A 13,921-nucleotide genomic window follows, 5' to 3' on the forward strand; every position below is an offset into this window, starting at 1 on the left:
TACTGCTATGGGAATTACACGGCTGCCCTAGAAAACATTACCCAAGTCAAACAGTATTTGATGGGAGTATCGGGATCGGTTTTTGTTCCCATTTTTCATTTTTATGCCGCCCTCACCCACCTGGCACTTTTTCCCACACAGCCAGAAAGCGAGCAAGCTGAAATTCTCGCCCAGGTGGAAACCCATCAAAGCACGCTGCATCAGTGGGCGCAAAATGCTCCCATGAATTATTTGCATAAATGGTATTTAGTAGAGGCTGAACGACATCGAGTTTTAGGTCAAAATATGGAGGCGATGGATGATTACGATCGCGCCATTAAACTCGCTAAAGAAAATCAGTACATTAACGAAGAAGCACTTAGCAATGAGCTGGCAGCAAAATTCTATTTAAGCTGGGGAAAAGAAAAAATAGCCCAAGTCTACCTAACTGATGCTTACTACGCCTATGCACGCTGGGGAACCCAGGCAAAAGTTGAGGATTTAGAAAAGCGCTATCTCCAATTACTGGCGCCTATTTTTCACCCTACAACGAGCTTAAAGAGAGGTCATACACTTGCCCAAATGATGACGGCAACTGTTGCCACTACCAGTTCAGGTGTTTCACACATTCTGGACTTGGTAACAGTAATCAAAGCATCTCAATCACTTTCAGGAGAAATCAACATCGATAAGTTGCTCTCCACTTTGATGCAAGTGATGATTGAGAATGCGGGAGCAGAAAAAGGATCTATGATTTTGAGAGAAAAAGATTCTTTCTTCGTCGCGGCTCAATGTGCGATCGGTAAATCGTGCAACCTGCACTCAACTCCCGTTGCTGACTCTAACGAAATTCCGATCGCGATTATTAACTATGTCTCGCGCACCCAAGAAACTTTGGTAATTAATGATGCGACGATTGAGGCTACCTTTGCTGCTGACTCTTATATCATCCAGCATCAACCCAAGTCGGTTTTGTGTCTGCCGATTCAACATCAAGGAAAGGTGATCGCCATTCTTTACTTAGAAAATAATCTCGTTACAAATGCCTTTACTCCCGATCGGTTGGCAGTCTTAAATATCTTAGCGTCCCAAGCTGCCATCTCCATAGAAAATGCCCAACTGTATGCCAACTTAGAAGCAAAAGTAGAAGAACGCACCCAAGAATTATCGCAAGCTTTAAGCAATCTCGAAGCCACCCAAGAAGGATTGATTCAATCAGAAAAAATGGCAGCTTTAGGACAACTTGTGGCAGGAGTTGCCCACGAAGTTAACACTCCCCTGGGTGCAATTCGCTCGTCGGCAGGAAATGTTTCTAAGTTCTTGAATCAAACTTTAGAACAGTTGCCCGCACTTTTTCAATCTCTCTCTCCAGAAGAAGCACAGAATTTTTTGAGTTTACTTCAGCGTTCCCTCCAACAAGAAGCAAGCTTATCAACCAAAGAAGAACGCAAATTGAAGAGAGCTTTGAGAAGCCAACTGGAAGAATTAGGAATTGACAGTGCCGATACCGTAGCCGATCGCCTAGTGATCATGGGGGTTTATAATGAAATTGATACCTTTGTCCCTTTATTGCAAAGATCGGATAGTTTACATATCCTAGAAATCGCCTACAAAATTTCTGAATTAAAAAGAGGTATTGCTACTATCAGCACAGCTACAGATAGAGCATCAAAAGTAGTTTTTGCATTGAAGACTTATGCCCGCTACGAACAGTCTGGCGAAAAAACAGCAGCCAGTATCAGAGAAGGTATTGAAACAATCTTAACCCTCTATCAGAATCTACTGAAACAGGGAGTTGAGGTCATCAAAAACTATGCCGAAATCCCGCCGATACTGTGCTATCCCGACGAACTCAATCAAGTTTGGACGAATTTAATTCACAATGCTTTGCAAGCCATGGATTATCGAGGCACGTTAACAATTGAGTTAACTGCTCAAGATGACCAGGCTAAGATTAGCATTAGCGACAGCGGCCAGGGGATACCCGAAGAAATAAAAGGGAAAATATTTGACCCATTTTTTACTACTAAGCCCGCAGGAGAAGGCAGCGGATTGGGACTAGATATTGTGAAGAAGATTGTTGACAAGCATCAGGGAAAAATTGAAGTCGAATCAATTCCGGATCAAACTACATTTAATGTTTTCCTGCCAATGAGCGGTGTATAATACCAATTTTATATGAGGCTGCATAGAATCTGATCCCCCTTAGTAGGGGCGGGCACGGGGGCACCGCCCCTACTAAGGGGGGGACAAGAGCTTGGTCAAAGTCAACCCCTACTCCCCTTATTAAGGGGGATGCGAGGGGGCTCGAAATATATGTAATTTCACATTAAATTGGTATAAGCAGGTGAAGGATCTCGCCAACGATATAAAGCAGTAAGTAGGTCGGGTTTTACTTGGTTACACCTCACATCTTGCACCATTGTCAATAAACCTTTTATGAACAGGCTTTCCGGTCTGTTCCACAAAAAAATTTATCTCTCGTGGAACAGGCCGGAAAGCCTGTTCTTGAGAATGGTGCAAGATGTCAGTTACACCCAACCTGCAATCTACCCAACTGGGAGGATTTTAAAAGTTAAAGCGTTATGATGCCAATAAGTTGGATTCCACAGGAAACGGATGTAAAACAGCACTACAATGCGTTATGCTTACGCATATAAATTGCTTGGTTTCGGCGACTGGGGAGGGGGAGAGGATTTGGCGAGCCGTTGACTTGTGACATCTTAAGATAAGATGGGGTCGACTAATACACTTTACTACTGTGACTACTTTTGCTACTAATAACAAGTAAAAAGGAGAAAAAATAGATGTCTAAACCAGTTATTTTGTGCGTTGACGATGAGAGAATGGTATTAGACAGTCTCAGGACGCAGCTAGCAGCAGAATTTGGCAATGTCTACACCTACGAAGCAGCCGAAGATGCTGAGGAGGCTTTAGATGTAATCAGCGAACTTTCTGACGAACAAACCCACGTGATTCTGATTATTTCGGATTGGTTAATGCCCGGCATTAAGGGAGATGATCTACTAATTCGCATTCACAAAAAACACCCGCATATTATTAAAATTATGCTGACTGGTCAAGCAGATGAAGTAGCAATTGATCGAGCCAAAAAACTGGCTAACCTTCATTGTTGCTTATCTAAACCTTGGTTGGAATCCGATTTACTAGAAACGATTAAATCTGGTTTATCTAAACTATGAGCCAACAGGTAATTATCTGTGTTGATGATGAAAAAACTGTACTCAGGAGTCTTAAAGCAGAACTGCAAGAGGCTGTTGGCAATGATTATATAATCGAAATTGCTGAAGGTGGGCAAGAGGCATTAGAGTTAATTGAAGAATTGCTAGAGGATGGGGATGAAATTCCTTTAATTATTTCCGACCACATTATGCCTGAAATGAAGGGAGATGAGCTGTTAAAACAGGCTCATATAATTTCGCCTAAAACTATAAAAATTATGCTGACAGGACAAGCAGATATTGGGGCGATCGCCAATGCTATTAACTCTGCCAACTTATATCGTTATATTACTAAACCTTGGCAAGCTGAAGACTTGAAATTGACGGTTAGAGAAGCGCTAAATAGTTATCTTCAACATCAGCAACTCGCACAACAATATGCCCAACTCCAGCAAATAAATCAGGAGTTTGCCGAGTTAAACAGCCAGCAAACCCTACTCATTGCTAAACTACACGAAGATGAAAATCGGTTGACGCAGTTTTTGGAAGCAATGCCGATTGGTGTGGGTGTCCTAGATGCGGACGGCCAACCTTACTACATTAATCGGAAAGCAAAAGAGATATTGGGTAAAGGAGTTGTGCCGGATACCAGTTTCAAGGAATTGTCAGAGGTTTATCAACTCTATCAAGCAGGCACAAATCAAAAGTATCCTACGGAAAATTTGCCCATCGTGCGCGCCTTGAAGGGGGAAAGTGCTACGGCTGACGATGCAGAAGTTCATCAAGGCGACAAGATTATTCCCTTAGAGATATTCGCTACTCCAATCTACGATCAACAAGGAAATATTGTTTATGCTATCAACACTTTTCAAGATATCACGGAACGCCAAGAAGCTGAGGCAGAACGCAAAAAGTTCATTGAGGATCTCTTTGAGGTCAATTGCAATTTGGAACTTTCACTGGATGCAGAATTAGAAATTGCGGAGGCGACAAGTCGCTTTGTACCCAATGAGTTTTTAGCTTTTTTGGGATGTGATAGTATTGTTGATATTAAATTGGGAGAAGCGGTGGAGTTGGAAATGTCAGTTTTGTTTTCTGACATCCGCGATTTCACTACTCTCTCGGAAAAGATGACACCGGAAGAGAATTTCAAATTTATCAATTCTTATCTGAGTCGAATGGAACCGCTGATTGTGGAAAATCAGGGGTTTATTGATAAGTATATTGGCGATGCAATTATGGCTTTGTTTAGTGAGGGGGCGGATGATGCTGTGAAAGCCGGAATTGCGATGCTGCATACTCTGGCTGAATACAATCGAGATCGCGCTTCTGTGGGTTATGTGCCAGTTGAGATTGGGGTGGGAATCAATACTGGTTCTTTGATTCTGGGTATAGTGGGCGGAAAAAGCCGCATGGAGGGTACTGTGATTAGCGATGCGGTTAATTTGGCTTCTCGGATAGAAAGTTTGACGAAGAATTACGGGGTGTCGCTGTTAATTACTCAGCAGACTTTCGATCGCTTGACAAATCCTGCTGATTACGGAATTAGGGTAATTGATAAAGTTCAGGTTAAGGGTAAGTCTGAATGGGTGACTGTTTATGAAGTTTTCGATGCGGATTTGCCGGAAGTTAAAGCGGGGAAGTTAGCGACTCTGCAACTATTTACTGAGGCTTTGTCTTTGTACAATATGAATAATTTTAGGGAAGCTGCGGGACTTTTTGCGGATTGTTTGGGGCCAAATCCGGGGGATAAGGTGGCTCGAATTTATTGGGAAAGGTGTCAGTAGTTAGTTGGCAGTTGGTAGTTGTTAGTTGGCAGTTGGCATTTGTCAGTTGTTATTAGTTATTAGTTATTAGTCATTAGTCATTAGTTATTAGTCATTGGTTAGGGATCGAGCGTCATCAGTCAACAGTCATCAGTCAACAGCCAACAGTCACAAATAACCAATAACCAATGACTAATGACTGCTGACTACGGTTGTTCGATCGGCAATTCTATGATAAACTCGGCTCCGTGGCCGAGTGCGGACACGCAGCTAAGTTTGCCACCGTGTTCTTGGACAACTTTGTAGGAAATTGACAGGCCTAAACCGGTGCCTTTGTCGGCGGGTTTGGTGGTAAAAAAAGCCTCGAATAACTGCTGGGAAACTTCTTCGGGCATACCGGGGCCGTTGTCAGAAATCCTAATTACAGCATGGGAGTTTTGGACTTCTGTCCTAATTTTAATCTTGCTGCGGTTAGCTTTGACTTCGGCAACTGAACGCCCTTCGTTGTATTCCTCGATCGCGTCGATCGCATTTCCGATCAAATTCATAAATACCTGATTGATTTTCCCAGCATAACACTCAACCAAAGGCAAATTTCCATAGTCCTTAATTACTGCAATTTCGGGATAGTTGCCTCTGGCTTTCAGGCGGCTTTGCAGGATCAGCAACGTTCCTTCAATCCCTTCGTGCAGGTTAACTTTGCTCATTTGAGAATCATCTTTGCGGGAGAAATTTCTGAGCGATCGCACGATTTCCCGAATGCGATCGGCCCCAACCTGCATCGAAGACATCGCTTTCGGCAAATCTTCTAGCAGAAACTCTAATTCGATATCCTTAATTTTATTTTGAATTGCTGCCGGCGGCTGCGGGCAGTGCTGCTGGTACATATCGAGCAAATTCAGCAAATCTTCCGTGTAGTGGCCGACGTGAACGAGATTGCCGCAAACGCTGCTAACGGGATTGTTAATTTCGTGAGCAACACCGGCTACCATTTGACCGAGAGTAGACATTTTTTCAGTGTGAATCAATTGAGCTTGAGTTTGCTGCAATTCGTGCAAAGTATTTTCAAGTTGAAGTTTTTGTTGGGTTAACTCTGTTTGCGATCGCCGCAAAGCTTCTTCACTGCGTTTCTGCTCGGAAATGTCAGTAATTAACCCTTCCAAAGCTATCAATTCTCCCGAGTCGGAAAACACTCCCAAACCTTGCTCCCAAACCCATTTTAATTCGCCATTTTTAGCAGTAATTCGGTAATTTAGCTGATAGGGTCGATTTTCTTGCAAAGCAACTTGCACGGCATTCCACAAATTCTCACGATCGTCCGGGTGAGTCAATTCCGATATAGAAACTTGCCGAGTGCCGATAAATTCTTCAGGAGAATAGCCGGCTAACTGATAGCAACCTTCGCTGACAAACTCCATACTGCGATCGGCATCGTTGCGAAAACGGTAGGCCATTCCCGGCAAATTGCTCATCAGCGTCGCCAAGGCCCGCTGGCTTTCCCGTAGGGCTTCTTCGGCGTGTTTGCGATCGGTAATATCCGTCATCACCGCCAGCATACAGAGTTCGCCGTCCAAATTAATCAACTCTGCTGACAGCAAACATACCACCACAGATCCCGACTTCATCCGAAACTCGCATTCCTGATTGCGAACAACACCTTGTTCGTGCAAACTTCGCCTAAAATTAAGTCTGTCTTCAGGCCTTACCCAAATATTTAACCCCGGTACTGTATTCCAGGTCGTTTCTTCTAAATCGTAACCAGTCATCGACAGAAAACTATCATTAACTTCAATAAAACGACCCTCAGCAAAAGTAGTAATAATCATCGGATCTGGGCTCGATCGAAAAGCCTTAGAAAACTTTTCTTCCGATAAACTCAACTTTTTAATAGCCTCTTCCAACTGACTTGTCCGCTCTTTAACCCGGCATTCCAATACCTCATTAGCCTGCTTCAGGGCTTCCTCAGCCTGCACCCGATAAGTGATATCGCGCACCACGCCTTGCAGCCCTATTTTGCCGCCGATATCCATAGAAGTTAGCAGCACTTCCGCCGGAAACTCAGAACCATCCAAACGACGGTGCCGCCAGTCAAAACGGCAATTTCCCGATCGCAGAGCCGTATTAATTCGCTCTTGAGAAAGACTCCTAGAATCTTGTCCATCCGGTTGCAACGGCGGGCTGAACTCCGAAGGATGCTTGCCGCAAAACTCCGACTCAGTGCTGCATCCAAATAAGTTTAAAGTAGCCGGATTGCAATCCAAAAAACCCTCTTCATCTAGCAGCATTACCGCATCAGTCGTCGATTCGTACAAAGTGCGAAACTTTTTTTCCGACGCCTGCAAAGAAGCAATCAACTGCATCTTTTCCTCAGCCGCCCGCTTTTGCTCAGTAATATCCTGCATTACTTGAGAAAAGCCCTGCAACTTTCCCCTTTCATCGCGCAAAGGAGTAACAATAATATTCGCCCAAAATCGCGATCCGTCTTTGCGAAGCCGCCAGCCTTCATTTTCGTATCGACCTTCTGCCACCGCCAGGATTAATTTTTCTTTGTGCTTGCCGATTTCAAGATCTTCTTTAGTGAAAAAACACTCCGAATTATTGCCGACTATTTCATGAGATCTGTATCCCAAAATGCGTTCTGCACCAGAATTCCAGCTAGCTACATACCCCTCAGGATCTAACATGAATATAGCGTAATCCTTAACGCCTTCAATTATTAAGCGCAGGCGTTCTTCGCTTTCTCGAAGTGCAGATTCTGCTTGCTTTCGCTGGGTAATATCTTCTACAAAACCTTCGTAGTAGAGCAATTTTCCTGCTTCATCGCAGACAGCGCGCGCATTCTCAGCGATCCAAATTATTGTTCCGTCCCGCCGATAAATCTGCGACTCAAAATCCGATACGATGCCCTGTTCTTGCAAAGCAGAAACAAACTGATCGCGCCGATCGGGATTGACATAAAGCTGATCGCTGATATCAGTCAGACAGCCCATTAATTCTTCGGCGGAATTATATCCGTAGATGCGAGCCAAAGCTGGGTTAGCGCTGATGTAGCGACCGGATTGGCTTGTTTGAAAAATACCCGACACAGCATTTTCAAACATACTATAATATTTTGCTTCCATTTGGTGCAGTGCCTCCGCGACATTCAGGCATTCTATCGCTTTATTTCCTAATTTTTGATTTCCCACTTGTGAATACCCTGCTCTTGTGTGTGAGTTGAATATTTTTGGTCTACCGCCTGTTAAATTTGAGCCGTTATTTAGGCTGAAAGATGGTGTATCGCAGCCGGAGACGAGTGTGTTTATTCATCTGTCCTACTGGACTGTTAGTTATTAGTGATAGTTGCGGAAAGTTTAGCTAATCCCGTATTTATTTGATGCTTGACTGGCTGTCACGATCGCATTGGCACATCGATCGGCTTGCGGTGCAGGTGTTCGAGCAAAACCCGCTCCTTGAAATCTCCCTGAATATATTAGCAGTTGAATACCCTGAAATAAGTTAGTAGCAAGGATGTTCTTACAATAAAAGGCAGCGACTTCTACAACCGCAAGATCCTATTTTTAGGATTTGGGTGAGAGTACGACGATCGACTCTTGCCCAATGCCACAAACCCGCCTGCAAGAGCTAAACGCTCGCTGTCCTTGCTGTCAATCGATTTGAGATTTTAGATTTTAGATTAAAGAATTGACTCCACAGATGAATCTTGGGCTCCCTAATGTCTAAAATTTTTTGGTCTCCAGAACTCCTCTCGGAAACTTTTATCGGTCTTTGGCTGCTCTGAGTTAGTGTTAAGTATTATTGCTGATAGATAATACAGCAGACTGCTAGCAGTTGTACGATTTGGGGTTTCTATGTAAAGTTGGCACAACAATAGGGTAATTGTTGTATCAAAAAATTCATATTCTGCTACTGCGGGCGGAAAAATTCTGTAGCGGTGCTGGCATTTGAGCAAAAATCGGGGCCCGATCGCGCAAAATGTGGTCGGCAAGTCTGGTAAAATCCCGATCGATTCTCGGTTTGGCCACAAAGCTCGATCAAGCTAAATTTGACTAAAAACTAATAAATGACAAATTCTCCTCTACTAGCAACGCCAGAGTTATCCCCTGCTTCAACCCAGACGCCGGATTCTCCTGTGTGGCCAGCCCTCCTGCAACAACTATTAGACAGACAATCTCTCTCACGCACCCAAGCAGCCGACTTGATGCAGGGATGGCTAGCCGAAGCTATTCCCCCCGTCCTCTCAGGAGCCATTTTAGCGGCCATCCAAGCCAAAGGCATCTCAGCCCAAGAATTGGCAGGAATGGCTCAGGTATTGCATTCTCAGTCGCTTGCAGGTGAATCAGAGAGCATTTTCAATCCCAAATCCTCAATCTCCAATCTCAAATTAATTGATACTTGCGGCACAGGTGGCGACGGCGCTTCCACGTTTAACATTTCCACTGCTGTAGCTTTTGTGGCCGCCGCCGGCAAAGTTCGAGTCGCCAAACACGGAAATCGCTCCGCATCGAGCAAAGTGGGTTCTGCTGACGTGTTGGAAGCACTCGGAGTCAACCTCAACGCCGATCCCGCGAAGGTAAGATCTGCGGTAGACTCTGTGGGCATCACCTTTTTATTTGCCCCTGGGTGGCATCCCGCACTTAAGGCTGTAGCGCCGCTCCGGCGAACTTTGAAGGTGCGGACTATTTTTAACCTATTAGGGCCCCTTGTCAATCCTATGCGCCCTACAGGGCAGATAATCGGGGTGTTCGATCCTACTCTGGTATCAACTATTGCTCAAGCTTTGGGCGAGTTGGGGACTGAGTTAGCTTTAGTCGTTCACGGCAGAGAAAAATTGGACGAGGCGGGTTTGGGTGATGTGACTGATTTGGCGGTTTTGTCTGATGGCAAAGTGGAACTCACTACTTTAGACCCGGAAAAGGTAGGATTGACACCAAGTGCGATCGGCTCATTAAAAGGCGGAAATGTTGAGGAAAACGCCGAGATTTTGCGGAACATTTTGCAAGGGAAAGGTACGCGCGCGCAAATGGATGTTGTAGCTTTGAATGCGTCTTTAGCTTTTCAGGTGGGAGGTGCAATTCCTATGGGTTCTCACGCAGCAGGAGTTTCTCTGGCTAAGGAGATTTTATGGAGCGGCGAATCTTGGTTGAAGTTGCAGCAGTTGATTGAGTTTTTGAAATGAAGGAAGAAGGAAGTTCGCCAACGGATTTTGCAACGGATGTAACGGAAGGAAGAAGGAAGAAGGAAGAAGGAAGAAGGAAGAAGGAATTTTTTGTTTTAACTAACCCACAAGAAAAATTATTTAATTTTCCATTTTTCTTTACTTCTTCCCTCTCCCTCCTTCGTTCTTGTTAAGAGCGCGCTCGAAATTCAATGACATCTTGCTTAATAGTCACATCTTTATTACCAAAAAAGTCGTGACCCAACAGTCCGATATCTAGCGACGGCGAGACTGCGACAACTACATTGTTAACTGCCAGACCACCTGCTTCCATAGAGCTCAGGCGACCGAGGGGAAAAGTAGCCACTCCGTTGGGAGTTTGTGCTTGCACTGTTCCCTGGAGAACAACGCCCAAGGCTTTAGCCATTGCTGGTGTAATTACTGTGCCACTAGCTCCAGAATCTACCATCATCTCGAACTTTTGTTTGCCGTTAAACGTGACTTCTATGACGGGGATATTAGCCTCTCGGCGTTTGATTTTTGCCTGAAACACTCCCGACTTTGCCGCCGCCGAAGTGGGGGGAGTCAATTCTTTGGGGAGAAAACCGCAGACTGATTGGCTGAGGTTGACGGTTCGGCCTGACGAGCTCCGCATGAAGCATCCCTCACTTTCTTGAGCCACTGCTGGCGAGGAGTTGGCAACACTCCCTACTAAAATTGAACTGCTCAGAGAAATAACCCCTGCTAAAACCAGTAAAGGTTGGCGCAGGTTTTGAGGGATCGGTAGAGGCTTTTTTGAGTTTGAGAGTAAAGGCAAGGGTGATTTACTAGCCATAGTTTCGTTAAACGCTGTAGCTCGATCGTAACAGCGACAACTGCCTTTTGGTATAGATATAGAATTTCCGCCCGCCTCCTAAGCTGCTTGCAGATAAATTGCTGGCGCGGGGGAGATGGAAAATTTGCACGCACTTATAGCCTTTCTCAGTAACATGAGGTACACGCTTTATAAGCGGGCATAGGGCATAGGACATAGGGCATAGGGCATAGGGCATAGGGCATAAGGCATAGGGCATACCTCACCAAGATTGAGAACTGCTGTATTGCTGCTTTTTGATTACCTGCGGCATAAGTGCCTTGCTTTTCCGAACCCTTGCACAAATTAAAATAATATCTGTATATTGCCGACTAGCATCAAATCCCTGGCAGTGGTAAGAATGAAACCAAACGAAAGTAATTAAGGATGCCATGTCACTTTCAACTGCACAACCCGCTCTCCTAGTCCTGGCTGACGGTACTGCTTACCGCGGCTGGTCGTTTGGCGCTGACGCCACCGTCGTTGGCGAGGTAGTATTTAATACGGGAATGACGGGCTACCAAGAAGTATTGACCGATCCCAGCTATTGCGGTCAAATTGTAACTTTTACTTATCCAGAATTGGGCAATACCGGGGTAAATCTCGAAGACGAAGAATCCTCGCGCCCGCAAATTCGGGGTGCGATCGCCCGGAACGTATGCAGCCGCCCCAGCAACTGGCGCTGCTCGCAATCTCTGCAAGACTACCTGAAACAGTACGATATCCCCGGAATTTACGGGATCGACACCCGCGCCCTGACTCGCAAAATTCGCACGGTGGGAGCGATCAACGGTGGCATTTCGACCACGATTCTCGACCAGGCAGAGCTTTTGGAGCTAGTGCAAGACGCCCCCAGCATGGACGGGCTGAATCTAGTCCAGGAAGTCACCACTCGCGAGGTTTACGAGTGGTCTGAAGCCACGGACTCGGTTTGGGAGTTCAGTCCTACAGTCAAACCTGCTAACGGCAAAATGTGGACTGTGGTAGCGCTAGACTTTGGGATCAAGCGCAACATCCTGCGGCGTCTGGCGAGTTACGGGTGTCGGGTCATCGTTGTCCCCGCTGACACGTCGCCGGAGGAAATTCTCAAATACAACCCGGACGGCATTTTTCTGTCCAACGGCCCTGGAGATCCGGCGGCGGTAACGGAAGGGATAGCGACTGCGAAAGCTTTATTAAAGTCGGACAAACCCGTATTCGGCATCTGCATGGGACACCAAATTTTGGGACTTTCCTTGGGTGCAGAAACTTTTAAACTTAAGTTCGGCCATCGGGGATTGAATCATCCAGCGGGTTTAACTGAGCAAATAGAAATTACTAGCCAAAATCATGGTTTTGCGATCGACCCCGATTCCCTAGCCCCCGAAGTAGAGATTACTCATCTCAATTTGAACGATCGCACCGTAGCCGGATTGAAGCATAAAACTCTGCCACTGTTCTCAGTGCAGTACCACCCAGAAGCCAGTCCGGGCCCGCACGACGCCGACTATTTATTTGATCGATTCGTGCAGTCAATGCGAGACAATCAGAAAGTAGCCAGCAGTAAGTAGTCAGCACTCAGCAGTCATTAGTCAGTAGTCATCAGAGGCTGTTTGTGTCGATCGCTTCTGACTAATGACTAATGACTAATGACTCATAACTAAAAAACTGTAGACAAAAAACCAAAAAACTCCTATAATGAAGCCTCGACTTTAAGCCATATCTAGCTAGGAGGGTGTCATTTCTGAGTCATTGACCCTGACCGTTAGCCTCAGAGGCACTCGCGAAGTCAGGAATAACTGTCAGTTATTTCGCCTGACGGGCCTGCTGGACGCTTTTTCTGAGGCCACTTTTCGGAAGGTAATAAGCAAATGTATTGACGACGGCCCAAAACACGTAATTTTGGACTTGTCTCAGATAGACTTTGTGGATAGTTCAGGCTTGGGCGCACTTGTGCAACTTGTCAAAAAAGCCCAAACCTTGGAAGGGACATTGCAAATTGTCTCAAATCCCCGCGTAACTCAGACTGTTAAACTGGTTCGCTTAGAGAAATTTTTGTCTTTGCAGCCTTCGGTTGATGAGGCGGTAAAAAACGTCAAGGATGCTTGACGCCAAAGTGGATTAAATTAGCTATCCGGTTCTCAACGCTGGATAGCAAATTTTTATTTTTTTGCGGGTAAAATAATACCGATTTTCCCAGAAGCTGCGACACGCGCCAGCCGCTATTTCCCCGATGCTTAGAGTTTCGGTGGATGGGCAGTAAAATATGTGTGGCAAACACGCGAAAAAATGGTATAAAAATTAGAGCATCCCGATCTGGTAAAAAGCCTTTTTTAGGAGTGCGATCGTCACGCCAACCTTTGCCTATATATCTCGCTTCGCGATCGGACAGCGAACACTCCTGTGAAAGCTATAATTGCTGAAGTAACGAAAGACGAAATAAGTAAGTGACTAGAAAAACCAAGCTGTGCGGAAGTTTTATTTAAAAAAGTATGTCGCCGATCGCAGATGACGGACTCAAACTGAGTCTGACGGATATCAGTTTAAATCGAGTGCATCCTGCGAGGGCTACACCAGCAGAAATAGAAAGAATTTCGCCCGCAGCCTGGGCATATTTGGGAGATGCAGTGTACGAACTCTACGTTCGGAGTTCGTACTTAGTGCCACCCAGAAGATTGCAAGCTTATCACGAATTAGTGGTGGGGCAAGTACGAGCCGAAACTCAAGCGCGTCATTTGCGATCGATCTCTCCTTACTTGAACAGTACAGAATTAGCAATTGTCAAGCGCGGCCGCAATGCTGCAGCGGGCCGTTCTAAGCGAGCAGATCCAGAGATATACCAACAAGCCAGCAGCTTAGAAACTTTGATCGGATATTTGTATCTCACCGATCCCGAAAGATTGACCGAACTTCTGGCACTTTTAGATCTTGAGACTTAAAGGATTTAGCAGTTAAAAGTTGGGAATGGGGAGGGATTAATTAACCATCCTGGCACGGCTAACAT

Annotated in this window: 10 protein-coding genes; 8 read left to right on the forward strand and 2 right to left on the reverse strand. The window is 45.3% G+C overall.

The window, feature by feature from the left end:
- The 3 genes from QUA34_RS05725 to QUA34_RS05735 form a co-directional block, all read left to right on the forward strand.
- Positions 1-2,145, forward strand: a 2,145-nt coding sequence (locus tag QUA34_RS05725) for an ATP-binding protein (RefSeq protein WP_333384743.1), incomplete at its 5' end; no start/stop codon positions are given.
- A 641-nt stretch (positions 2,146-2,786) separates the two neighbouring features.
- A complete protein-coding gene (locus QUA34_RS05730; RefSeq protein ID WP_333384746.1) occupies positions 2,787-3,182 on the forward strand; it encodes a response regulator in 396 nt (131 codons plus the stop codon).
- Positions 3,179-4,948, forward strand: a complete 1,770-nt coding sequence (locus QUA34_RS05735) for an adenylate/guanylate cyclase domain-containing protein (RefSeq protein ID WP_333322103.1) — start codon at positions 3,179-3,181, stop codon at positions 4,946-4,948. Before QUA34_RS05730 ends, QUA34_RS05735 begins: the two co-directional genes overlap by 4 nt.
- 185 nt (positions 4,949-5,133) lie before the next feature.
- Here the strand turns inward: QUA34_RS05735 and QUA34_RS05740 are convergent, their stop codons facing one another.
- Positions 5,134-8,115, reverse strand: a complete 2,982-nt coding sequence (locus tag QUA34_RS05740; protein WP_333322101.1) for a PAS domain S-box protein — start codon at positions 8,113-8,115, stop codon at positions 5,134-5,136.
- 875 nt (positions 8,116-8,990) lie between these two features.
- On the opposite strand from QUA34_RS05740, the gene trpD reads away from it, so the two are divergent.
- Complete coding sequence (gene trpD, locus QUA34_RS05745; RefSeq protein ID WP_333322099.1) at positions 8,991-10,106, forward strand: anthranilate phosphoribosyltransferase; 1,116 nt, start codon at positions 8,991-8,993, stop codon at positions 10,104-10,106.
- On the forward strand, positions 10,103-10,279 hold the full coding sequence (locus QUA34_RS05750) for a hypothetical protein (RefSeq protein WP_333384751.1): 177 nt from the start codon (positions 10,103-10,105) through the stop codon (positions 10,277-10,279). The genes trpD and QUA34_RS05750 overlap by 4 nt, the downstream gene beginning before the upstream one ends.
- Here QUA34_RS05750 and QUA34_RS05755 read toward each other — a convergent pair.
- On the reverse strand, positions 10,276-10,920 hold the full coding sequence (locus tag QUA34_RS05755; protein ID WP_333322097.1) for a retropepsin-like aspartic protease: 645 nt from the start codon (positions 10,918-10,920) through the stop codon (positions 10,276-10,278). The genes QUA34_RS05750 and QUA34_RS05755 overlap by 4 nt on opposite strands.
- A 410-nt stretch (positions 10,921-11,330) precedes the next feature.
- Between QUA34_RS05755 and carA the strand changes: the two genes are divergently transcribed.
- The 3 genes from carA (at position 11,331) to QUA34_RS05770 (ending at position 13,856) form a co-directional block, all read left to right on the forward strand.
- Positions 11,331-12,488: a glutamine-hydrolyzing carbamoyl-phosphate synthase small subunit gene (gene carA / locus QUA34_RS05760; RefSeq protein WP_333384754.1), complete on the forward strand. Its 1,158-nt coding sequence runs from the start codon at positions 11,331-11,333 to the stop codon at positions 12,486-12,488.
- 181 nt (positions 12,489-12,669) lie between these two features.
- Entirely contained in the window at positions 12,670-13,026 is a 357-nt protein-coding gene (locus QUA34_RS05765) for an STAS domain-containing protein (RefSeq protein ID WP_333082737.1), read from the forward strand.
- Between the two features lie 383 nt (positions 13,027-13,409).
- On the forward strand, positions 13,410-13,856 hold the full coding sequence (locus tag QUA34_RS05770) for a ribonuclease III domain-containing protein (protein WP_333227565.1): 447 nt from the start codon (positions 13,410-13,412) through the stop codon (positions 13,854-13,856).
- Positions 13,857-13,921 lie beyond the last annotated feature (65 nt).

The organism is Microcoleus sp. POL10_C6 (assembly GCF_036701585.1).
Lineage (GTDB): Bacteria > Cyanobacteriota > Cyanobacteriia > Cyanobacteriales > Microcoleaceae > Microcoleus.